This is a genomic window from Mycolicibacterium psychrotolerans (genome assembly GCF_010729305.1).
GTDB classification, from domain to species: Bacteria; Actinomycetota; Actinomycetes; order Mycobacteriales; family Mycobacteriaceae; genus Mycobacterium; species Mycobacterium psychrotolerans.
In genome coordinates, this window is record NZ_AP022574.1 from 1,802,108 (window position 1) to 1,823,449 (window position 21,342).

The 21,342-nt window shown below is 68.9% G+C and carries 18 protein-coding genes and 4 tRNA genes; 16 read left to right on the forward strand and 6 right to left on the reverse strand.

The genetic code is table 11. The features are described 5' to 3' along the window. The first annotated feature begins 97 nt into the window (after window positions 1-97). Complete coding sequence (locus G6N45_RS08905) at window positions 98-994, forward strand: serine/threonine-protein kinase (protein ID WP_163721760.1); 897 nt, start codon at window positions 98-100, stop codon at window positions 992-994. 7 nt (window positions 995-1,001) lie between these two features. On the opposite strand, the gene G6N45_RS08910 is transcribed toward G6N45_RS08905, so the two are convergent. Then, window positions 1,002-1,074: transfer RNA gene (locus G6N45_RS08910), tRNA-Lys, on the reverse strand. 126 nt (window positions 1,075-1,200) lie between these two features. On the opposite strand from G6N45_RS08910, the gene G6N45_RS08915 reads away from it, so the two are divergent. The 5 genes from G6N45_RS08915 (at window position 1,201) to G6N45_RS08935 (ending at window position 2,647) form a co-directional block, all read left to right on the forward strand. Beyond that, window positions 1,201-1,273 (forward strand) — tRNA-Glu (locus tag G6N45_RS08915). 37 nt (window positions 1,274-1,310) lie between these two features. Continuing rightward, window positions 1,311-1,387, forward strand: a tRNA-Asp gene (locus G6N45_RS08920). Window positions 1,388-1,427: 40 nt separating this feature from the next. Next, window positions 1,428-1,504 (forward strand) — tRNA-Phe (locus G6N45_RS08925). Then, on the forward strand, window positions 1,504-2,076 hold the full coding sequence (locus G6N45_RS08930; protein WP_163721762.1) for a chorismate mutase: 573 nt from the start codon (window positions 1,504-1,506) through the stop codon (window positions 2,074-2,076). Before G6N45_RS08925 ends, G6N45_RS08930 begins: the two co-directional genes overlap by 1 nt. 1 nt (window position 2,077) lies before the next feature. Further along, window positions 2,078-2,647, forward strand: a complete 570-nt coding sequence (locus G6N45_RS08935; RefSeq protein ID WP_179965300.1) for a TetR/AcrR family transcriptional regulator — start codon at window positions 2,078-2,080, stop codon at window positions 2,645-2,647. 8 nt (window positions 2,648-2,655) lie between these two features. Here the strand turns inward: G6N45_RS08935 and G6N45_RS08940 are convergent, their stop codons facing one another. Further along, on the reverse strand, window positions 2,656-3,447 hold the full coding sequence (locus G6N45_RS08940; protein ID WP_163721764.1) for an MBL fold metallo-hydrolase: 792 nt from the start codon (window positions 3,445-3,447) through the stop codon (window positions 2,656-2,658). A 150-nt stretch (window positions 3,448-3,597) separates the two neighbouring features. Between G6N45_RS08940 and G6N45_RS08945 the strand changes: the two genes are divergently transcribed. Next, the gene (locus G6N45_RS08945; protein ID WP_163721766.1) at window positions 3,598-4,200 is read left to right on the forward strand and encodes a TetR/AcrR family transcriptional regulator; all 603 of its coding nucleotides are present in this window, start codon (window positions 3,598-3,600) and stop codon (window positions 4,198-4,200) included. A 57-nt stretch (window positions 4,201-4,257) separates the two neighbouring features. After that, window positions 4,258-5,817, forward strand: a complete 1,560-nt coding sequence (locus G6N45_RS08950; RefSeq protein WP_163721768.1) for a phytoene desaturase family protein — start codon at window positions 4,258-4,260, stop codon at window positions 5,815-5,817. Window positions 5,818-5,828: 11 nt separating this feature from the next. Here the strand turns inward: G6N45_RS08950 and G6N45_RS08955 are convergent, their stop codons facing one another. Beyond that, window positions 5,829-6,182: a UBP-type zinc finger domain-containing protein gene (locus tag G6N45_RS08955; protein WP_163721770.1), complete on the reverse strand. Its 354-nt coding sequence runs from the start codon at window positions 6,180-6,182 to the stop codon at window positions 5,829-5,831. Between the two features lie 71 nt (window positions 6,183-6,253). Between G6N45_RS08955 and G6N45_RS08960 the strand changes: the two genes are divergently transcribed. Then, a complete protein-coding gene (locus tag G6N45_RS08960; protein ID WP_163721772.1) occupies window positions 6,254-6,697 on the forward strand; it encodes an SRPBCC family protein in 444 nt (147 codons plus the stop codon). Here the strand turns inward: G6N45_RS08960 and G6N45_RS08965 are convergent. Then, a complete protein-coding gene (locus G6N45_RS08965) occupies window positions 6,694-7,665 on the reverse strand; it encodes a cation diffusion facilitator family transporter (RefSeq protein ID WP_163721773.1) in 972 nt (323 codons plus the stop codon). The genes G6N45_RS08960 and G6N45_RS08965 overlap by 4 nt on opposite strands. A 92-nt stretch (window positions 7,666-7,757) precedes the next feature. Between G6N45_RS08965 and G6N45_RS08970 the strand changes: the two genes are divergently transcribed. Beyond that, window positions 7,758-10,370, forward strand: coding sequence for a helix-turn-helix transcriptional regulator (locus G6N45_RS08970; protein WP_163721776.1), 2,613 nt, complete (start codon window positions 7,758-7,760; stop codon window positions 10,368-10,370). A gap of 32 nt (window positions 10,371-10,402) precedes the next feature. Here the strand turns inward: G6N45_RS08970 and G6N45_RS08975 are convergent, their stop codons facing one another. Beyond that, window positions 10,403-13,591, reverse strand: coding sequence for an adenylate/guanylate cyclase domain-containing protein (locus G6N45_RS08975; protein WP_163721778.1), 3,189 nt, complete (start codon window positions 13,589-13,591; stop codon window positions 10,403-10,405). Between the two features lie 179 nt (window positions 13,592-13,770). Here G6N45_RS08975 and G6N45_RS08980 point away from each other — a divergent pair, with 179 nt between their 5' ends. Together G6N45_RS08980 and G6N45_RS08985 are read left to right on the forward strand one after the other, a co-directional pair. Continuing rightward, the gene (locus tag G6N45_RS08980; RefSeq protein ID WP_057149133.1) at window positions 13,771-14,211 is read left to right on the forward strand and encodes an SRPBCC family protein; all 441 of its coding nucleotides are present in this window, start codon (window positions 13,771-13,773) and stop codon (window positions 14,209-14,211) included. 76 nt (window positions 14,212-14,287) lie between these two features. Continuing rightward, window positions 14,288-15,199: an LLM class F420-dependent oxidoreductase gene (locus G6N45_RS08985; protein ID WP_163721780.1), complete on the forward strand. Its 912-nt coding sequence runs from the start codon at window positions 14,288-14,290 to the stop codon at window positions 15,197-15,199. Here the strand turns inward: G6N45_RS08985 and G6N45_RS08990 are convergent. Further along, window positions 15,182-16,357, reverse strand: coding sequence for a pyridoxal phosphate-dependent aminotransferase (locus G6N45_RS08990; RefSeq protein WP_163721781.1), 1,176 nt, complete (start codon window positions 16,355-16,357; stop codon window positions 15,182-15,184). The genes G6N45_RS08985 and G6N45_RS08990 overlap by 18 nt on opposite strands. A 69-nt stretch (window positions 16,358-16,426) precedes the next feature. Here G6N45_RS08990 and G6N45_RS08995 point away from each other — a divergent pair, with 69 nt between their 5' ends. The 4 genes from G6N45_RS08995 (at window position 16,427) to G6N45_RS09010 (ending at window position 21,336) form a co-directional block, all read left to right on the forward strand. Continuing rightward, entirely contained in the window at window positions 16,427-17,533 is a 1,107-nt protein-coding gene (locus G6N45_RS08995; RefSeq protein ID WP_163728086.1) for an alkene reductase, read from the forward strand. Between the two features lie 35 nt (window positions 17,534-17,568). After that, a complete protein-coding gene (locus G6N45_RS09000; protein ID WP_163721782.1) occupies window positions 17,569-17,757 on the forward strand; it encodes a hypothetical protein in 189 nt (62 codons plus the stop codon). Window positions 17,758-17,961: 204 nt separating this feature from the next. Continuing rightward, a complete protein-coding gene (locus G6N45_RS09005; RefSeq protein WP_163721783.1) occupies window positions 17,962-19,173 on the forward strand; it encodes an acetyl-CoA C-acetyltransferase in 1,212 nt (403 codons plus the stop codon). A gap of 15 nt (window positions 19,174-19,188) precedes the next feature. Beyond that, window positions 19,189-21,336, forward strand: a complete 2,148-nt coding sequence (locus tag G6N45_RS09010; protein WP_163721784.1) for a 3-hydroxyacyl-CoA dehydrogenase NAD-binding domain-containing protein — start codon at window positions 19,189-19,191, stop codon at window positions 21,334-21,336. Window positions 21,337-21,342: the final 6 nt, after the last annotated feature.

The following is a 21,342-nucleotide window of genomic DNA, read 5'->3' on the forward strand; positions in this document are numbered from 1 at the left end:
GACGAGCAGGCTGGTAGAGCATCGAGGCCGATCATACGAGCCGCGCGCGGCGGCGCGTCAGGTTTGCAACGGGGCCGCACCGGCTAGCTTGGAAGGCATGCAGGCGCCGGAGGTTCTTGGCGGTCGCTACGAACTTCGGGGTGTGCTGGGCCGCGGGGGGATGGCCGAGGTCCGCGATGCCTGGGACATCCGACTCGGCCGTCCGGTCGCGGTCAAACTGCTCTATCCGTCGGTGAGCACCCAACCCGACACGCGCCGCCGGTTCGCCACCGAGGCGCGTGCCGCTGCCGTGGTCAGCCATCCGCACGTCGTCGCCGTGCACGACTCCGGCGTGCACCACGGCAGGCACTACATCGTCCTCGAGCGGTTACCGGGTCAGAATCTGGCCGACGTGCTCGCCCGTGGCGGCCCGATGCCGGCCGGCCACGTCCGCGCGATCATGCGCGACGTGCTGTCGGCACTGGGCGCGGCGCACGCCCGCGGAGTGCTGCACCGCGACATCAAGCCGGCCAACATCTTGTTCACCCGGTTCGGTGCGGTGAAGATCGCCGACTTCGGCGTCGCGAAGAGCGCCGACACCCCGCAGACGCTGACCAACCGCGTCTTCGGGACGATGGCCTACCTGCCCGCCGACCGGATCGCCGGGCGGCCCGCGATGCCGGCCGACGATCTGTACGCACTCGGGGTGGTCGCCTACGAGGCGCTCACCGGCCGGCGGGCCTATCCGCAGGACAGTCTCACCACGCTGGCCGATGCGATCGCCGCGGGCGCGGTGACGCCGCTGTCGGTGGTGCGGCCCGATGTGGATCCCGCACTGGCGCTGACGGTCGAACGGGCCATGTCGCGCGACCCGCGCTGGCGCTTCGCGACCGCCCAGCAGATGCGCGCCTGCCTGGATCCCCCTGCACCGGCGCCGCAGCGCACCGGAGTGGCGCTGGCCGGCGCGGCGGTGCTGATCCTTCTGGTGCTCGCCGTACTGCTCGTCGTGCTGTGAGAACGTGTGCCCCCAGCAGGGCTCGAACCTGCGACCTGCGGATTAAAAGTCCGTAGCTCTACCAACTGAGCTATAGGGGCGTGGCGCGTGCGCCTCGAAAAGGATACTGCCGGGCTGGCCGTTTGAGGATTTGGGTGTCGGTACCCTAAGCTATCGAAGCTCCCAACAGACACGAGCGTTGTGAGTACCCCGGAGAGATTCGGCTGGCCCCCTTCGTCTAGCGGCCTAGGACGCCGCCCTTTCAAGGCGGTAGCGCGGGTTCGAATCCCGTAGGGGGTACACGCGGCGACCTGGTCGGTGGGGAGTCGCACAGTAAGGCCCTGTGGCGCAGTTGGTTAGCGCGCCGCCCTGTCACGGCGGAGGTCGCGGGTTCGAGTCCCGTCAGGGTCGCCATCACGGCGAGGCACTTGGGAACGAGTGATCGGTGCCGTCCGGCCAGGTAGCTCAGTTGGTACGAGCGTCCGCCTGAAAAGCGGAAGGTCGCCGGTTCGATCCCGGCCCTGGCCACCATGAACATCCGTTGCGCACTCGCCCCGGTCGCCGTCGCCGTCGGTGTGGCGGTGGCCCTGATTCCGATGGCTCCCATTGCTTCGGCGCAGCCCACGCACTCGCTGACCGACCTCGTCGACGCGGCCGTGCGCCGGCTCGAGGTCGCCGAGCCCGTCGCGGCCAACAAGTTCCATACCGGCGGACCGATCGTCGACCCGGCGCGTGAACAACAGGTGCTCGACTCCGTCGCCGGCCAGGCGCGGGATCTGCAGATCGATCCGGCCTATGTGACGACCGCCTTCCGGGATCAGATCGACGCCACGGTCGGCATCGAGTACAGCCGGCTGGCGCAGTGGACGCTCGATCCTGCTGCCGCTCCGGCCGATACACCGGACCTCGGGTCGTCGCGGGACATCATCGACGCGCTCAACCGCGAGATGGTCACGCTGATGGCCGAGGAGTGGGGCAAGTTGCACGCGCCGCAGTGCCTGGCCGAACTCGACGCCGCCAAGGCGGCCGTGGCCAGCGCCCGCGGGCTGGATCCGCTTTACCGGCAGGCCGTGGATCTCGCCACGCGCAATTACTGCCGCTGACATGAGCGACTTCCGCCAGCGGCTGCTCGACGCCCTGGAGGCGTCGATCGCCGAGGACGGCTACGCGAAGACGACGGTCGCCGACATCGTGCGCCGGGCCAGGACGTCGCGCCGCACGTTCTACGAGCACTTCGCCGGCCGCGACGAGTGTTTCGTCGCCCTGCTGTCGGAGGCCAACGCCGACCAGATCCGGCAGATCTACGCGGCGGTCGATCCCGGCGCACCCTGGCAGAAGCAGGTGAGGCAGGCCATCGAGGCGTGGATCTCGTCGGCCGAGGCGCGATCGGCGTTGATGCTGAGCTGGATTCGCGACGTGCCGGCTCTCGGTGCCGCTGCCCGCGGGCTGCAGCGCGACGCCATGGAGCATTTCATCGAGATGGTCGGCGCACTGGGCGACACCGACGAATTCCGCTCGGCGGGAATCGGTCCCGTGTCGAGGCGGCGCATCATCATGTTGCTCGGGGGTCTTCGCGAACTGACGGCGATCACCGTCGAGGAGGGTGGCCGCATGAGCGACGTCACCGACGAAGCGGTCGACGCGTCGATCGCGCTGGTCGGCCGCTGGCAGTAGCCTGCCGGTCAGGCCGTCGCGGTGGCCCTGGCGCGCTCGAACAGCACCGGGTCGTGCGCACAGACGATCATGATGTCCGGGTCGCCTCGCCGGTACAGCTCGACGAGGCGAGAGTGGTTGTCTGCCACCCGTTTCCGATCCGCAGCGACAGCCTTCTCGAATGCGGTGAGCGCGGGCACCCGCGGGTCTTCGTCGAGAGTGCCGCACTGGAAGAACGCGTCGCCGGCGTGCAGGATCCAGCGGTGTCCGGCGTCGACGGCGACGCACGCGTGGCCCTGGGTGTGGCCGGGTAGCGACAGCAGCACGAAGCCGGGACCGATGCCGGTGAGTTCCTTGGCGGCCGCGAAGCCGCGCCACGGCTCCCCGGCGGCGTCGTGCTCGACGATGCGGGGGCCGTGCGCCCACTGGTCGGCCCGGAAGCGGATGCGGTCGGGCACGGAGCGTGAGCCCATCGCCTCGCGCACCTCGGTGGAGGTGACGTGCACCTGCGCGTCGGGGAAGTCGGCCAGCCCGCCGATGTGATCGGCGTCGAAGTGGGTCGTGATGATGTGCCGGACGTCGCCGCGGCGATAGCCGAGCGCCTCGATTTGGTTGACGGCGGCTTCGTCCGCATCGAACGACGGCCGGAAGAAATACCGCCGGAACCGGCCGAAGCGGGCGGGCCGCCGGCAGTCCAGCGTGCCGAAGCCGCTGTCGACGAGCACCAGACCGTCGGCGGCCTCGACGAGCAGGACGTGACAGACCAGCGTCCCGGCGCCCCAGGGGCGCATCGTGCCGCAATTGAGATGATGAACCTTCACGCCCCGTTGCCCCCGGTCGTCAGCGATACGGGTGACCCCACCCGTCGCAGTGACCCTAACCCGTTCCAGCCACTCGTGAATGGCAACGTCACCCGCTCGAGCCGGATTGGGCCGCAGTGCCGAATCCGAGGGGTGCGGTACCTTACGCACATGGTCCGGCCTGCGCAGACGGCGCGTAGCGAGCGCACCCGGGAAGCCCTTCGGCAGGCGGCCGCGGTCCGATTTCTCGCCCAGGGGGTGGAGGAGACGTCGGCCGAGCAGATCGCCGCCGATGCCGGGGTGTCGTTGCGCACCTTCTACCGGCACTTCGCCTCCAAACACGACCTGCTGTTCGCCGACTACGACGCCGGCCTGCACTGGTTCCGGGCCGCACTGTCGTCACGCTCGCCGGAGGAATCGATCATCGAGTCCGTGCAGTCGGCGATCATGGCATCGCCGTATGACGATTCGGCCGTCACCAAGATCGCCGCGATGCGGGCCCAGGAGCTCGACCCGGGTCGCATCGTGCGGCACATCAGGCAGGTCGAGGCTGATTTCGCCGAGGCGGTCGAGGAGCACATGGCCGGGACCGACCCGCCGGCGCCCGGCACGGACGAGCGCATGCGGATCACCGTGACCGCGAGGTGCATCGCCGCGGCCGTGTTCGGCGCCATGGAGGTGTGGATGCTGGGGGAGGACCGCTCGTTGCCCGAGCTCGACCGGCTGTGCCGGCATGCTCTCGCTCTGCTCGAGACGGGGATCGCCGCCGGGTAGCAGCGGCACGTTTCGTCAATATTGACAAAACATCGGGGGTCGTGTCAGCCTCAGGCGATGACGGACTTCGATGCGATCGTCGTCGGGGCTGGGCACAACGGATTGACCGCGGCCGCGCTGTTACAGCAGGCGGGACTGCGCACGCTGTGCCTGGACGCCAAGCTCTACGCCGGCGGCATGGCTTCGACCGTGGAACTGTTCGACGGCTTCCGGTTCGAGATCGCCGGATCTGTGCAGGTGCCCACCTCGGCCGTGGTCAGCGAGGCGCTCGGCCTCGACGACCTACCCACCGTGGACCTCGACGTGATGAGCGTGCAACTACGGGGGATCGGCGACGACCCCGTCATCTACTACACCGACCCGCTCAAGCTGCTCACCCATCTGAACGACGTCCACGGAGCCGACGCCGTCAACGGCTTGGCCGGCCTCATGGCGTGGTGTCAGGCCCCCACCCGAGCGCTCGGCCGGTTCGACGCCGCCCGCCCGCCCAGGACGCTCGACGAGATGTTCGCCTGCGCCACCAACGAATTCGAGCGCCAGGCGATCAGCGACATCTTGTTCGGTTCGGTCAGCGACGTGCTCGACCGCCATCTGCCCGACCGGGAGAAGCACGGCGCCCTGCGCGGCATGCTCGCGTTCCTGGCGGTCAACACCACCTATCGCGGGCCGCAGACGCCGGGCAGCGCCGCCGCGCTGGCGTTCGGGTTGGCGGTCCCGGACGAGAACGCCACGCTGATCAGAAAGTTCCGTGGTGGCATGGGTGCGGTGACCGAGCACCTGCTGCAGGTGTTCACCGGAGCCGGTGGCGAACTGCGCCTGCGCACAAAGGTGGCGGAGATCCTGGTCGACTACGGCCGCGTCGGCGGCGTGCGGCTCGAGGACGGATCGACGCTGCGCGCACCGGTGGTCGTGTCCGCCGTCGCGCCGGACCTGACCGTCAACACGCTGCTCGACCCGGGCGCGGTCCCGACCGAGATGCGGGAGCGGTACTCCCGCATCGATCACCGCGGCAGCTATCTCCAGATGCACTTCGCGCTCGACGGGCCACCCACCTTCGCCGAACCGTACGAGGTGCTCAACGACCCGCAATACCAGTCGGCGATCGGCATTTTCAGCACCCCCGAGGAGCTGCAGCAGCAGTGGGAGGACTCGACGCGCGGCATCGTGCCCGCGGACCCCGCGATCGCCCTGCAGATCCCGTCGGCCAACGACCCGGGCCTCGCGCCGCCGGGTAAGCACGCCGTGTCGGCATTCTCGCTGTGGTTCCCCCTCACCGAGGACAAGGCGAGCTACGGCGACCTCAAGACCGAGATGGGCCGGCGGGTGATCGACAAGATCACGAGGCTGGCACCGGATTTCGAGAACCTGATCCTGCGCCACACCACGTTCACGCCCAAACACATGGGGACCATGTTCGGCGCGCCGGGCGGCGACTACTGCCATGGCCTGATACACCCCGAACAGATGGGGCCCAACCGTCCCGGCCCGAAAGGCTATGTCGGCCAACCACTTCCGGTCGACGGGCTGTACCTGGCCAGCGCGGGCTGTCACGGTGGCCCTGGCATCACCTTCATCCCGGGCTACAACGCCGCGCACGAGGTCCTCGCCGGGCGCTGAGCCGCGGCTGCTCAGCCGTTGCGCGCCTGCAGCTGTGCCATCCAGTCGGCGGGGACCCGGCCGCGCGGGCCGGGCACCGTCTCGTCGAGCGGACGGCTCCGCGGTGCGGCGAGTTCAGGGCCGTCGTAGTAGGAGTCGGTCCGGAAGTCCCAGAACCAGTCCTCGCCCGGCTCGAACGAACGGATGATCGGGTGCCGGCTCGACCGCCAGTGGGCGGAGGCGTGCCGCATCGGTGAGTCGTCGCAACAGCCGATGTGCCCGCACGCCGCGCAGCGTCGCAGGTGCACCCACCAGCCGCCCTGGGCGTCGCACTCGGCGCAACCGGTGCCGCTCGGCGGGACTTCGGGATCGACGTCGCTGCTCACAGACAACGAGCGTACGGGCCTGGGCGCGGGATCTCGATCCGAACAGCCGGCCCGTGCTCTATGGTCGCGCCATGGCAACCAAGGATTCGCGCGAGGTCGTGATCGAAGCAACGCCGGAACAGATCCTCGACGTCATCGCCGATGTCGAAGCGACCCCGACCTGGTCGCCGCAGTACCAGAAGGCCGAGGTCCTCGATCGGTACGACAACGGCCGGCCCAAGCAGGTCAAGATGACGGTGAAGGCCGCCGGGCTGACCGATGAGCAGGTGATCGAATACACCTGGGGCGACGACTCCGTCACGTGGACGCTGATCTCGGCGAACCAGCTCAAGTCCCAGGATGCGGGTTACACGCTCACTCCCGAAGGCGACAGGACGCGGGTGAAGTTCGACATCGCGATCGACCTGTCGGTGCCGCTGCCCGGCTTCATCCTCAAGCGCACGATCAAGGGCGGCGTGGAGACGGCGACCGAGGGGCTGCGCAAGCAGGTCCTCAAAGTGGTCAAAGGCGGTTAGGCGAGCCGGTCCAGCGCGTCGGGTTCGGCGATCGTGAGCACGGCGTCGACGATGTAGGGCTCGGTCTGCAGCCTGTTCTCCAGGTCGCGCAACGTCTCGGCGATCCTGGACTCGGCGGCATCGCCCACCAGGTCGACGCTGGCCACCAGGAACAGCTGCTTGGGGCCGACGAACACCAGCCGGATGAAGCGCACCGAGGCCACCTCCGGCAGGCGTTCCAGCAGGGCGATCGCGGCCTCGCGCAGCGCAGGACTGGCGGGTTCGCCCACCAGGAACCGGCGGTTGCGGTCGATGAGGATGACGGCGACGACGCCCAGCAACAGGCCCACCAGGATGGAACCGATCGCGTCCCAGATCGCGTCGCCGGTGAGCTGGTGCAGTCCGATGCCGAGCAGCGCGAGCACGATGCCGATCAGGGCGGCGGTGTCCTCGGCGAACACCGCGCGAGTGGTCGGGTCGGAGGTGTCCAGCACGTGGTCGAGCAGTTCCCTGTCGTATCGGCTTGCCTCGCCGCGCAACTGGCGGAACGCCTGGAACAGCGACGAGGCTTCGAGCACGAAGGCGACGCCGAGCACGACGTAGGCCACCAGATAGTTCTCCGGTCCCGACTCGCCGTGCACGATCTCGGTGACGCCGTGCCACACCGACACGGTGCCGCCGACGACGAACAGCCCGACCGCCGCCAGCAGCGACCAGACGTAGGCCTCGCGGCCGTACCCCAACGGTCGGTCGGAGTCGGGCGGCCTCTTGCTGCGCCGGTTCGCCACGATCAGGAAGCCCTGGTTGGCGGTGTCGGCCCAGGAGTGGGTGGCCTCCGCGGTCATCGACGCGGACCCGGAGATCACCGCCGCCACCGTCTTGGCGACAGCGACGGCGAAGTTCGCGGCCAGCGCGATGGCCACCGTGAGCATGCTCTCCCCGCCGCTGTCGGCGCCGAGGGGAGAACTCGCGTCGGGCTCAGCGCTCATGACAGCGAGCGTTACCCCGCTGCCTGCAGGTGCAAACCGGCCGAAGTGGGCATTCCGGTCACCCGGGTCGGCGGGGCACTTACGCTTTCGGTGTGCGATTGGCATGGCCGCTCATCGGGCGGTCCGGGGAGATGGCGTCCATCGAGGCCGCGCTGTCGGCCTCGAGTGGGTCGGGTGTGCTCGTCTGCGGCCCGACCGGGGTCGGTAAGAGCCGGCTGGTGCGGGAGGCGCTGGCGAGCGCGGCCGCCCGTGGCTGGCAGACCCGCTGGACTGCCGGGACGTCCTCCGCGCAGGCGATCCCGCTGGGTGCCTTCACCGCGTGGGCGCCGTCGGGGGTCGGCGACACGGTCGCGCTGTTGCGCGGGGTTCTGGACGCCCTGACCGCGCCGAGTGAACCCGCCCCGGTGGTGATCGGCATCGACGACATCGACCTGTTCGACGACCTGTCGACGTTCGTGGTGCACCAGATCGTGCAGCAGCGGCTGGCGAAGGTCGCGATCACCGTCCGGGCGGGTGACACGATCCCCACCGCGGTCCAAGAGGTCTTGAAGGCCGGAGAGTTCGATCGGCTGGAGCCGGCGCCGATGAGTGCCGAGGACACGGCGGCCCTGGTGGCCGCGGCTCTCGACGGGCACGTCGAGGCCGTGACCGCGCGCCAGCTGTGGGAGCTCACCCGGGGCAACGTGTTCTATCTGCAGCACCTCGTCGAGCAGTCGGTCGCCGACGGTGCACTGATCCACAAGGGCGGGTGCTGGCGGTGGTCGGGTGATCCGGCGGTTCCGCTGGGTCTGGCCGACCTGATCGAGTCCCGGATCGGTGACCTGCCGGAGCAGGTCGGCGACGTGGTCGACGTGCTGTCGGTCGGCGAACCTCTCGATCTGCCGGTGCTGGCCCGGATCACCGACATGGCCGCGATCGAGGAGGCCGAGAGCCGCGGCCTGGTCACCCTCGAACCCGCGGGCGGCGCCATCGAGGCGCGGGTCGCGCACCCGCTGTACGGCCAAGTACGGCGACACCGCGCGCCACGCAGCAGATTGCGGCGGTTGCGCGGACTGGTCGCGGCGGAACTCGCCGCCATCCCCGAATGCGACGACGTGCGCATGGTCGTCCGTCGCGCGACGCTGGAACTGGACTCCGACTGTGCGCCGGACCCGAGGCTGCTCGTCAGGGCTGCGCACGGAGCGGTCTGGCTCGGGGATCTGCAGCTCGCCGATCGCATCGCCGCGGCGGCCGAGCGTGCGGGCGCCGAACTGGAGCCCAAACTAGTTCGAGGACACGCACTTTCATGGCTCGGACGTGGTGAGGAAGCCGAAGCTGTGCTGGCCGGTATCGACACCGCGGGCTTGCCCGATCGGGACCGCGCCCGGCTGGCGTTCCTGCGCGCGAGCAACATGCTGTGGGACCTTGCCGACCCGGCGCAGGCCAAGGAGATCATCGATGATGCCTCACACGTCACGGCTCCCGAAGCCCGCACCTATATCGACGCCTTCCTGACCGTCTACTGGTTCGCGATGGACCGCCCGGCCGAGGCGCTGCTGACGGCCGGGAATCTCGCGCTGCGCGACATTCCGGTGGTCGGCGCGGAACTGGCCTGGGCGCTCGCCCACATCGCAGCGGATGCGGGCCACATCTCGGACGCGGTGGCCGTCGCGGAGACCGGATACGCCGTCGCGGCCCACTCCCTGGATGCGCCGCACATGATCTTCAACATCGCCGACGCGCACGTGAGTGCTCTGCTGTTCGCCGGCCGGGTCGACGAGGCACGGGATGTCGCGGACCGGATGCGGCGGCAGGCGGCGAGCCTGCCCGGCGTCGCTCCTCTACTCGGCGCGGCCGTCGCCGGCCGGGCCGCACTCGGCGCCGGTGACCTCGGGACCGCCTGCCTTCTTCTCGGGCAGGCGGTCGAAGGCCTGTCCGGTCCGCATCCCGTCGGATGGGGTTACCGGTACCGGATGCCGTACGCGACCGCGCTGGCGATCCGCGGCCTGACCGACGACGCCGTCGCAGCACTCGCCCCGTTGGCCGATACCCAGCGCGGATTCCGGTCGCTCGACTTCGAGCGCAGCCTCGCCGAAGCGTGGATCTCCGCGGCGCAGGGGGCGGTCAGTGAAGCGGTCTGCTCCCTCCAGGCGACGGCGGCGCGGTGCCGGAAAGCGGGCAGATACGCCGAGGAGGTGATGGTGCTGCAGATCGCCACGCAGTTCGGCGACAGGACGGCCGCGCAGCGGTTGGGGGAGCTGGTTTCGGTGGTCGAAGGCCCGCGCGTCGCGCTGGCGAGCCGGTTCGCCTCGGCGATCCACGCCGACGACGCCGCTCAATTGGCCACGCTCGCGGACGAATTCGAGCGGATGGGCGATCGGGTCGGCGCGGTCGATGCGGCAGCGCACGCCGCGCGTGTGTACCGGCGGCACGACCGAAAGGGTTCAGCGCTTGCGTATTCCGCGCGGGCGGACGCCTTGGCCGACGCGTGCGGCGGTATCCGGACGGTGGCGCTTCGGCAGAGCGCTGAGAAAGTGCCGCTGACCGAGCGCGAGACCGAGATCGCGATGCTGGTCGGCGAGGGCTTGAGTAATCGCGCCGTTGCGGAGCGGCTGACGCTGTCGCCGCGCACCGTCGAAAGCCACATCTACCGCGCTATGGCGAAGACGGGGGCGGCGAGCCGCGAGGAACTCGCGGCGCTGTTCAAATGGCGCAAGCGCGGCTAGCCGAAGCGGTCGATGGCTGGTGCGGCCAGCGTTCACGACGGCCTTCCGGCGACCGCCTCCATCGCCGCCGCCCATACCGAATGTGCCTCGAAGCCCAGCGATTCCGCCATCTCGCGATACGACCGCACCAGGTCACCGTGAGCGGCGTCGTCGCCGCGGGTACGCGCCAGCAGCGCTCGCAGGCGCAACAGCGTGATGTCACGCATCGCCGATCCGTGGTCGGCGCGCAGGCCCGCCAGTTGCTCGATCAGCCGGTGCGCCTCGTCGAGGTCGTCGCCGGTCCCGCGCTTCAGCAGAACCTCCACGAGCTGGCCGGTGCCCAGAATCGCCCACCCCAGGCGGCCCGCCCCGTAGAGTTCGTCCACGGCTTCGCGCATCACCGGGAGGGCGAGGTCGATCTCACCGCGCCTGGCTGCCTCACCGGCCGACCACAATGCGGCATTCGGCACCAGCGACGGGATGTGGGCCGGCAGGTGGATGTCACGAATATCGTGCAACATGTGCAGGCCGCGGCGCCGGTCGTCCTCGCTGTCGCGACTCAGTAGCGCAATCGACTGAGAGAAGATTGCCCCGGTCAACGCGAAATCGCTGCTCGACCGCTGCGCGATCTGCACCGTCTCCTCGAACGCCGCCATCGCGTCGTCGTCGGCGAAGAGCACTCCGGACGCGATCGCCAGTGCGTAGGTCCACGCCACGACGGTGGCCAGCGTGACGGGATCGCTGCGTCGGGCGAGGACGACGGCGTCGCGGATGTCCGACCGCCAACCGGGCAGGCCCAGCCAGGACCGGGCGACACCGCGGAAGGCCAGAGCGACAGCCCGCGGCGATCCCAAGCCGAAACCCGAACCGGTGGAGGGGTTGTCGGCGGTCAGGTCGATGACGGTCTCCGACCACCGCAGCAGCTCGGCGAATTCGCCGGAGTTGAACCAGTTCACGAACCCGATGAAGGCCAGCCCGGCGGTGAGGTCGGGATCGCCGATCGATTCCAGCAGCGCCATCTGCTCGGACGCCATCAGGGATCCCTCGCCCGGGCGGCCCGCGTAGAGCAACTCGGTGATCAGTCCGGTCATGCCGATCGCCAGCGACACCTTGTCTCCCGTGGCATCACACAGGACGCGCAGTTCGCCGAAACGGCCGCCGCTCCTGTTGACGCCTCGGACCTGCCAGTCGGTGGCACACAGCATCGTTCGCGGCGCGATGCGCATGGTGGGTCGGGACGGTATGGCGTCGGGCAGCTGTTCGGCGATCACCGCGGCGCGTTCCCAGCTCTCCCGGGCCGCGGCGATGTCGCGTCCGGTGGCCCAGGCCGCAGCACGCATGTGCCAGCCGTACGCCGCCGCCAGTTCGCCCGCGGCGCGCAGATGTTCGGCGATCACCGCGGCGTTCTCGTCGACCCTGCCGGGCTCGGACTCCTCGATGGCGGTAGCCAGGCGCCGATGCCACCGCGAGCGGTGGGATTTGAGTTGCGACTCGTAGGCGACTGCTCGGATCAAGGGATGACGGAAGGCGTAGACCACCTCCGGGGTGTCGCTCACCTGGTCGATCAGCTCTGTCCTGAGTAACTCGTCTACAGCCGGCTCGCCCTCCAGCGCGGTGAGCAGACGGCGTCCGAACCGCACCCCGATGACCGAGGCCGCGGTCAACGTCCGCTGCGCGGGCGCGCTCAACCGGTCGATGCGCGCCTCGATGGCCGCCTGCACCGTCGCGGGCACGCTGAGTTCTGCGACGTTGGCCTGGCACCGGTAGTGGCCCGGGTCGCCGACCAGTACGCCGCGCTGCACCAGTTCGCGCACCATCTCCTCGGCGAAGAAAGGGTTGCCGGCGGCCCGTGCGGTGATGACGGCCGCCAGCTCGGCGACCGAATGATCGCTGCCGAGCAGCTCGGTGGTCAGTACCGCGCCATCGGCATCGCTCAGCGGTGCCAAGGTGATCGAGTGCGCGCCCGGCACAGTGATGAGCGCGCCGACGTACTCAGGCCGCGCGGTGACCAGAAGCATCGCCGGGGTGCCGGCCAACGAGGCGAGGAGGCCGGCCATCATCGCTTCGCTGGCGGTGTCGATCCACTGGGCGTCCTCGACGACGAACAGAGCGGGCGCGGTTCTGGTCGACACCATGGTGCTGATGAGGGCCGTCAGCCGGCGTCGCCGGGCATCCGGATCAACCGATGGCAGCCCGACGGCGGGATCGGCGATGCCGAGGAGGTCATCGAGCAGCAGCAGATCCTGGGGGTCGGCATCCGGGAGCCGGGTGTGCACCTGGACGCGCGCCGCGTCGGGATCCTCGCCGAGCCCGAGGCTCAGCCGCAGCAGCTGCGACACCGCCCAGAACGGAACGTCGCGGGCGTGCGACTCGCAGAAGGTCCAGAAAACCTCCATGCCGCACGCGCCTGCCAGCGCCGCGGACTCCCGTGCCACCCGGCTCTTGCCGACACCGGGCGCTCCGGTGACCGTGAGAACGCCTCCGCCGCCGGTGGCCGCCCGGCGCACCATCGCGTCGAGCACCGCCATCTCCCTCCAGCGGCCCACCAGCACGGCTTCGTCCTGGCGAAGCGGGCGCGCGGGCGCGTTGACGGCCAGCAGCCGACGCACGGACACCGGATGATCGATTCCCTTGACTCGCACCGCCTCGGGTGGGCCGAGCACCACGGCGCGCTCCACCAGCGCCGCCGTGGACTCCGACATCATCACCCCACCGGGGGGAGCCGCCGATTCGATCCGCTGGGCCATCCCCACCGCTTCCCCGGTCGCGCCGTAGCCCAGCGTTCCCGAACCGATGTCCCCGGCGATCACCAGACCGGAGTTCAGCCCGACCCTCACTTGCAGATCTACGCCGTCGCGCTCCTTGACCTCGCTCGCCAGCAGGCCTGTTTGTCTCTGAATCTCGTTGGCGGCCAGACACGCCCGGATAGCGTGGTCCTCCAGTGCGACCGGGGCGCCGAACGTGGCCATCACCCCGTCGCCGGTGTGCTCGACCGTCCCGCCATAGCGGTCGACGACCGCGGCGGCGCGTTCGAGCAGGTCGGTCATGATCTCGCGCAAGCGCTCGAGGTCGAGCACTGACGCGATGTCCATCGAGCGCACCACATCGGCGAACAACACCGTCACCTGCTTGTACTGGGCCGCGTCAGGCTCGGTGCTCAGGCGAGTGCCGCACTCGTCGCAGAACTTCGCGCGGGGCCGCAGCCCGGTACCGCAGAAGGCACACACCACAGGCGTCGTCATCTGCGCACCGCCGATCTGGGGACGGGCTCGCTCCGGTCGTCCTCAGAATAGGAAGCGGGGCAGCCCGGGAGGCCGGAATCGACGATCGCGTCGATGGCCCTGACCACGATGATTACCGAGATATGACTTAGCTGGATTTCGGAGTGTGCGAGCGTGGCTGCCGGGTTACGATTTGCCGCATGGCGGTCCGAGCTTCCAGTGAGACGGTGATCGACGCCCCGCCCGCGGTCATTCTCGACGCGTTGGCCGACATCGAGGCGGTCACCTCGTGGTCGTCGTTGCACAAAGAGGCCGAGGTCCTCGATCGCCATCCCGACGGCCGGCCACACCACGTCAAGGCCACCGTCAAGATCATGGGCATGAGCGACAAGGAACTGCTGGAGTACCACTGGGGCGAGGACTGGGTGGTCTGGGACGCGCAGCAGACGTCGCGGCAACGCTGCCAGCACGGCGAGTACAACCTCATCCCGGAGGGCGAGGACAGGACCCGGGTGCGGTTCGATCTGATCCTCGACCTCGCCGCCCCGTATCCGGCGTTCCTGGTCAAGCGCGCCAAGCGGATGGTCCTCGACGTCGCGCTCGAGAACCTGCGCCAACGGGTGATGGCCGACTCCCGCTGACCCGCAACCGTTCGCATCACCGTGAGTTCTTCGGTGCGGACGGAATCGGCGGGCCGGCCCGATGGTTGCTGGCCATATGAGCACCGGAATAGTGCTGTTCGCGCGGCCCGGAGCCGACAACGCAGTGGACGACATCGTCGACCAGGCGCGCCGTGCCCATCAACTCGGCACGCGCCATGTCTGGGTCGCCCAGCAGTTCGACCACGACGCCATCTCGCTGTCCGGTCTGATCGGCGCCGCGGTGCCCGGTCTCGGGGTGGGCACCTCGGTGGTGCCGTTCAATCCGCGGCACCCCCTGACCGTGGCCTCGCAAGCGCAGACCGCCCAGGCGGCCGCGCACGGCAACTTCAGTCTCGGGCTCGGCCTCGGCGCGCACGAACCCGAGCGGATCGCCTACGGCACGGCATGGCCGAACACCATCGCGCGGCTGCGGGAGTACCTCACGATCCTGCGATCGATCTTCCACAGCGGTGGTGTCGACTTCCACGGCGAGGAGTTCACGGCTGCGCCCGCATGGCCCGCCACGCTGGCGGGCGGCACCCCAGTGCCCGTTTATGTGGCGGCGATGGGCCCGAAGGCGCTGGCGGCGACGGGCGAGCTCGCCGACGGCGCCCTGCCGTATCTGGCGGGTCCCCGGACCATCGCGGAGTTCATCGAGCCGACGATCGCCCGGGCCGCCGCCGATGCCGGGCGTACGCGGCCGCGGATCATCGCCTTCGTGCCTGCGCAGGTGACATCGGACGGCGACGCTGCCCGGGACGCGGCCAACGAACAGCTCGCTTTCTACGCGACCATCCCGTCGTATCAGAAGGTGATCGCCCGGGAGGGCGTCGAAAATCTGGCGGAGCTCGCCGCGATCGGGGATGAGGAGACGGTGCTGCGGTCGTTGCGGCGCTACCTCGACGCGGGTGCCACCGACGTGGTGCTCAGTCCGCTGAACCGCGACCGGCCCGACGAGACGCTGTGGGAGCTAGCCGCGTCGCTGTAGCGCCCGCAGTCGCCGGATCGCTTCGTCGAGGGTCGGCTCACGCTTGCAGAAAGCAAAACGCACCAGATGATTCCAGTCGCCGACGTGTGGTGCTTCCGGGTCGCAGAACGCCGACATCGGGATGGCGGCCACACCGACGCTTTCGATCAGTTCCGAGCAGAACGTCCGGCTGTCGTCGTAGCCCAGCGGGCGGGGATCGGCACACAGAAAGTAGGTGCCGACGCTGTCGTAGACGTCGAAGCCGATCTCGGTCAGCGCCGCGCCCAGCCGGTCCCGTCTGGTCTGGAACGACGCGCACAGCGCCTCCACCCATTCGTCCTCGGTGTCCAGCGCCTGAGCCACCGCGGGCTGGAACGGCGCGCCGCTGACATAGCTCAGGTACTGTTTGGCCGCGCGCACGCCGGCGATGAGATCAGCTGGGCCGCAAGCCCATCCGATCTTCCAGCCGGTGACGTTGAACATCTTGCCCGCACTCGAGATCGTGATGGTGCGTTCGGCCATGCCGGGATAGTTCGCCAGCGGCACGTGGCGGTGGCCGTCGAACGTGAGGTGCTCGTAGACCTCATCGGTGATCACGAGCAGGTCGGCGGCGACGGCGAGCTCAGCCAGGCCGCGCAATTCGTCGTCGGTGGCGACCATGCCGGTCGGGTTGTGTGGCGAATTGACGATCAGCGCCTTGGTTTTCGGCGTCACGGCGTCTCGGAGCGCATCGACGTCGATGGCGAACCGCCGGCCGTCCCGGCGCATCGGCACGGCGCGGCGGTGGCATCCGGCCATCGCGATGACGGGCGAGTACGAGTCGTAGAACGGCTCGATCAGCAGTACCTCCGAGCCGGGTTCGACGAGGCCAAGCACCGATGCCGCGATCGCCTCGGTGGCGCCGACGGTCACCAGCACCTCGGTGTCGGGGTCGTAGCCGGTGCCGTAGCGGCGTTGGCGCTGAGCCGCGATCGCCTGCCGCAGGGACTCGGTACCCAGACCGGGCGGATATTGATTGACGCCATCGGCGATCGCGTTCTCGGCGGTCTCGAGCATCGCGGGCGGCCCGTCTTCGTCGGGGAAGCCCTGGCCCAGGTTGACTGCGCCGAGCAGCGCGGCGCGGGCGGACATCTCCGCGAAGATCGTCACCGCGTAGGGCTGCAGCCGCTGGACCGTCATGACAGTCGAGGCTAGTGCCGGTTCACGGACCCGGGAATGAACACGTCCGTTCAGGCGCTTGAGTCCAGCATGACCTTCACCCTCGGCGAACAGTCCGCACTTCTGCAGCCCACCGCCATCGGTGCAGTGAGCGTCGCGAACCGTCTCTTCATGGCGCCCTTGACCCGGTCACGCGCCGATGCCGACGGCACCCCGTCATCGCTGGCGGCGGAGTACTACGCGCAGCGCGCCGCAGCGGGGCTGATCATCAGCGAGGCCACCGCCGTGTGCGAGCAGGCCAATGGCGCCTACATGAACACCCCCGGCATCTACACCGACCGGCAGCAGGACAAGTGGGCGGAGATCGCCGCGGCCGTGCACCGCTCCGGCGGGAAGATGTTCGTGCAGTTGTGGCATGTCGGGCGCATGGCCCACCCCGAGATCAGCGGGTTCGAATCGGTCGGGCCGTCGCCGATCGCCGCGGAGCTTGTGACGCACACGCCCACCGGCAAGAAGCCGCTGCCGGTGCCGCGCTCGCTGACCGTCAGCGAGATCGCCGAGATCGTCGGTCAGTTCCGCGCCGCGGCCCGCCGCGCGATCGACGCCGGCATGGACGGTGTCGAGATCCATGCTGCCAACGGGTATCTGCTGCACGAGTTCCTGTCCGATGTCGTCAATCAGCGCACCGACGTCTACGGCGGTTCCCCGCAGAACAGGGCCCGCTTCGCCGCCGAGGTCGTGGAGGCGGTCGCTGCGGAGATCGGAGCCGACCGGGTCGGGTTGCGGATCTCCCCCGGGAACACGGCAGGCGACATGCACGAGATCGATCAGGTCAGCGCCTACGAGTTGCTGCTGTGCCGGATCGCCTCGCTGAAGATCGCCTACCTGCACGTGGTGAGCCAGCCGTCGGCGCCGCCGTTCGCGGCGCTGCGCACGCAGTGGGACGGCACGCTGGTGCTCAACACGCCGCGTACCGTCGACACCGACTTCGCGATGCTCGAGAGCCTCGCCGAGTGGGGCGTCATCAGTGCGGCCGCCGTCGGGCGGGCCTTCCTCGCCAACCCCGATCTGGTGACGAGGCTGACCGCGGGTGCCGAACTCAACGAGCCCGATGTGGCGACGTTCTACGCCCCCGGTCCTGCGGGTTACATCGACTACCCCACGTTGGACGAATTGGTGACGCCCCGATCGGCGTAGGTGTGAAGTGGCCGGAGGCGGGAAACACCTCCGGCATGGCTACCTACCGCGTGCTCAACCCCAAGGGCGACATCGTCGAGACCAAGGACATCGAGAGCGCTGAGGACGCACACGCCTGGTTCGTCGATCAGCGCGCCGACAACTCCGAGTTGGGGTGGCGCATGGAGGTCGAGCACGACGGCGAGTGGTCGTTCTTCGACGACACCGAGGGCTCGCCCGACTAGCCAGTTCTGTTCGCGACAAGACACGAACTCGCGTGATCTGTGACCGGATCACGCGAGTTTGCGTCTGCTCGCCACTGTCCAGAGAGGACGGCCCAACCAAGCGGTTGGGCGAGGCTGCTAGCATGCCGCTAGAGGAGCAGCCTCCCCGCGGGACCCGTCATGGGACCACCGCGGCCCCCAATCTGAACAGGACCTGGAGAGCACATGTCCGAAGATGCCTTCATCTATGAGGCGGTCCGCACCCCGCGCGGCAAGCAGCGCAACGGATCGCTCAACGAGATCAAGCCCGTCAACCTCGTCGTCGGCCTGATCGACGAGATCCGGTCTCGCCACCCCGACCTCGACGAGTCGCTGATCAGCGACGTCATCCTCGGTGTCGTCTCGCCCGTCGGCGATCAGGGCGGCGACATCGCCCGCACCGCGGCGCTGGTGGCGAAGCTGCCCGAGACCACCGGCGGTTTCCAGCTCAATCGGTTCTGCGCCTCCGGCCTGGAAGCCGTCAACCTGGCCGCGCAGAAGGTGCGCTCGGGCTGGGACGACCTGGTGCTCGCCGGCGGCGTCGAGTCGATGAGCCGCGTTCCCATGGGCTCCGACGGCGGCGCCTGGGCCAGCGACCCGGAGACGAACTACCGCATCGGCTTCGTACCGCAGGGCATCGGGGCAGACCTGATCGCCACCATCGAGGGCTTCTCCCGCGACGACGTCGACGCCTACGCCCTGCGCAGCCAGCAGAAGGCGGCCGCCGCGTGGTCGGGCGGCTACTTCGCGAAGTCCGTCGTGCCGGTCAAGGACCAGAACGGCCTTGTCGTCCTCGACCACGACGAGCACATGCGCCCCGACACCACGCTCGAGGGCCTCGCCAAGCTGAAAACCGCGTTCGACGGTATCGGCGCGATGGGCGGCTTCGACGACGTGGCGCTGCAGAAGTATCACTACGTCGAGAAGATCAACCACGTCCACACCGGCGGCAACAGCTCCGGCATCGTCGACGGCGCGGCGCTGGTGCTCATCGGTAGTGAGAAAGCCGGCCAGTCGCAGGGGCTGACCCCCCGCGCCCGCATCGTCGCCACCGCGACCTCCGGCGCCGACCCCGTCATCATGCTGACCGGCCCGACGCCTGCCACCAAGAAGGTGCTCGATCGTGCCGGCCTGACCGTCGACGACATCGATCTGTTCGAGCTGAACGAGGCGTTCGCCTCGGTGGTGCTGAAGTTCCAGAAGGATCTGAACATCCCCGACGAGAAGCTCAACGTCAACGGTGGCGCCATCGCGATGGGTCACCCGCTGGGCGCCACCGGCGCCATGATCACCGGAACCATGGTCGACGAGCTCGAGCGACGCAACGCGCGGCGTGCGCTGGTCACGCTGTGCATCGGCGGCGGCATGGGCGTGGCCACCATCATCGAGCGAGTCTGAGAGGCCTGAGACAACATGGCAGAGAACACCATTCAGTGGGACAAGGACGCCGACGGCATCGTCACCCTGACGCTGGACGACCCGACGGGCTCGGCCAACGTGATGAACGAGCACTACAAGGAGTCCATGCACAACGCCGTGGAGCGCCTTGTGCAGGAAAAGGATTCGATCACCGGCGTGGTGATCGCCAGCGCGAAGAAGACCTTCTTCGCCGGCGGTGACCTCAAGGGCATGATGAAGGTCGGCCCGGAGAACGCAGCCGAGTCGTTCGCCGAGGTGGAGTTCATCAAGGCCGACCTGCGTCAGCTGGAGACCCTGGGTGTGCCCGTCGTCGCGGCGATCAACGGCGCCGCCCTCGGCGGCGGCCTGGAGATCGCGCTGGCGTGTCACCACCGCATCGCCGCCGACGTCAAGGGTGTCGTCATCGGCCTGCCGGAGGTCACCCTGGGTCTGCTGCCCGGTGGCGGCGGCGTCGCCCGCACCGTGCGGATGTTCGGCATCCAGAAGGCCTTCATGGAGATCCTGAGCCAGGGCACCCGCTTCAAGCCCGGCAAGGCAAAGGAGATCGGTCTGGTCGACGAACTGGTCGCCAGCACCGACGAACTCGTTCCTGCCGCCAAGGCGTGGATCAAGGCCAACCCCGAGTCGCACACCCAGCCGTGGGACCAGAAGGGCTACAAGATGCCCGGCGGCACCCCGTCGCACCCGGCGCTCGCGGCCATCCTGCCGTCGTTCCCCGCCCTGCTGCGCAAGCAGCTCAAGGGTGCACCGATGCCGGCGCCGCGGGCGATCCTCGACGCCGCCGTCGAGGGTGCTCAGGTCGACTTCGACACCGCCACACGCATCGAGAGCCGCTACTTCACCTCGCTGGTGACCGGTCAGACCGCGAAGAACATGATCCAGGCGTTCTTCCTGGACCTGCAGCACATCAACGGCGGTGGATCGCGTCCCGACGGCATCGAGCCGGTCAAGATCAACAAGATCGGTGTGCTCGGCGCCGGCATGATGGGTGCGGGCATCGCCTACGTCTCGGCCAAGGCCGGTTATGACGTTGTCCTCAAGGATGTTTCGCAGGAAGCCGCCGACAAGGGCAAGGGCTACTCCGAGAAGATCGAGGCCAAGGCGCTCGAGCGGGGTCGCACCACCCAGGAGCGCTCCGATGCGCTGCTGGCCCGGATCCATCCCACGGCCGACCCGGCCGATCTGAAGGGCGTCGACTTCGTCATCGAGGCCGTCTTCGAGAACCAGGAACTCAAGCACAAGGTGTTCCAGGAGATCGAGGACATCGTCGAGCCCAACGCTGTCCTCGGTTCGAACACCTCCACGCTGCCGATCACCGGTCTGGCGACCGGGGTGAAGCGCCAGGAAGACTTCATCGGCGTTCACTTCTTCTCGCCGGTCGACAAGATGCCTCTGGTCGAGATCATCAAGGGCGAGAAGACCTCCGACGAGGCGCTGGCCCGGGTCTTCGACTACACGCAGGCCATCGGCAAGACCCCGATCGTCGTCAACGACAGCCGCGGGTTCTTCACCAGCCGCGTCATCGGCACCTTCGTCAACGAGGCGCTGGCGATGCTCGGTGAGGGTGTCGCTCCGGCGAGCATCGAGCAGGCGGGCTCGCAGGCCGGCTACCCGGCTCCGCCGCTGCAGCTTTCAGACGAGCTCAACCTCGAGCTGATGCAGAAGATCGCGACCGAGACGCGCAAGGCGACCGAGGCTGCGGGCGGCACCTACGAGCCGCACCCGGCCGAGACCGTCGTGAACACGATGATCGAGATCGGTCGTCCGTCGCGGCTCAAGGGCGCGGGCTTCTACGAGTACGTGGACGGCAAGCGCGTCGGCCTGTGGGAGGGCCTCGCCGACACCTTCGGATCAGGTAAGGCCGACATCCCGCTGCAGGACATGATCGACCGGATGCTGTTCGCGGAGGCGCTCGAGACGCAGAAGTGCCTGGATGAGGGCGTTCTCACCTCGACGGCCGACGCGAACATCGGCTCGATCATGGGTATCGGCTACCCGCCCTACACCGGTGGTTCGGCGCAGTTCATCGTCGGCTACCAGGGGGCGGGCGGTGTCGGCAAGGAGGCCTTCGTCGCCCGCGCCAAGGAGCTGGCCGCCAAGTACGGCGAGCGGTTCACCCCGCCGTCCTCGCTGACCAGCTAGCCATCG

Bases quoted from the DNA above. Each gene is read 5' to 3' on its own strand.
- G6N45_RS09005 (WP_163721783.1), top strand. From the start codon at position 17,962: ATGTCCGAAGATGCCTTCATCTATGAGGCGGTCCGCACCCCGCGCGGC.
- G6N45_RS08995 (WP_163728086.1), top strand. From the start codon at position 16,427: ATGACCTTCACCCTCGGCGAACAGTCCGCACTTCTGCAGCCCACCGCC.
- G6N45_RS08950 (WP_163721768.1), top strand. From the start codon at position 4,258: ATGACGGACTTCGATGCGATCGTCGTCGGGGCTGGGCACAACGGATTG.
- G6N45_RS08980 (WP_057149133.1), top strand. From the start codon at position 13,771: ATGGCGGTCCGAGCTTCCAGTGAGACGGTGATCGACGCCCCGCCCGCG.
- G6N45_RS08985 (WP_163721780.1), top strand. From the start codon at position 14,288: ATGAGCACCGGAATAGTGCTGTTCGCGCGGCCCGGAGCCGACAACGCA.
- G6N45_RS08960 (WP_163721772.1), top strand. From the start codon at position 6,254: ATGGCAACCAAGGATTCGCGCGAGGTCGTGATCGAAGCAACGCCGGAA.
- G6N45_RS08935 (WP_179965300.1), top strand. From the start codon at position 2,078: ATGAGCGACTTCCGCCAGCGGCTGCTCGACGCCCTGGAGGCGTCGATC.
- G6N45_RS09000 (WP_163721782.1), top strand. From the start codon at position 17,569: ATGGCTACCTACCGCGTGCTCAACCCCAAGGGCGACATCGTCGAGACC.
- G6N45_RS08990 (WP_163721781.1), bottom strand. From the start codon at position 16,357: ATGACGGTCCAGCGGCTGCAGCCCTACGCGGTGACGATCTTCGCGGAG.
- G6N45_RS08930 (WP_163721762.1), top strand. From the start codon at position 1,504: ATGAACATCCGTTGCGCACTCGCCCCGGTCGCCGTCGCCGTCGGTGTG.
- G6N45_RS08905 (WP_163721760.1), top strand. From the start codon at position 98: ATGCAGGCGCCGGAGGTTCTTGGCGGTCGCTACGAACTTCGGGGTGTG.
- G6N45_RS09010 (WP_163721784.1), top strand. From the start codon at position 19,189: ATGGCAGAGAACACCATTCAGTGGGACAAGGACGCCGACGGCATCGTC.
- G6N45_RS08975 (WP_163721778.1), bottom strand. From the start codon at position 13,591: ATGACGACGCCTGTGGTGTGTGCCTTCTGCGGTACCGGGCTGCGGCCC.
- G6N45_RS08945 (WP_163721766.1), top strand. From the start codon at position 3,598: ATGGTCCGGCCTGCGCAGACGGCGCGTAGCGAGCGCACCCGGGAAGCC.
- G6N45_RS08965 (WP_163721773.1), bottom strand. From the start codon at position 7,665: ATGAGCGCTGAGCCCGACGCGAGTTCTCCCCTCGGCGCCGACAGCGGC.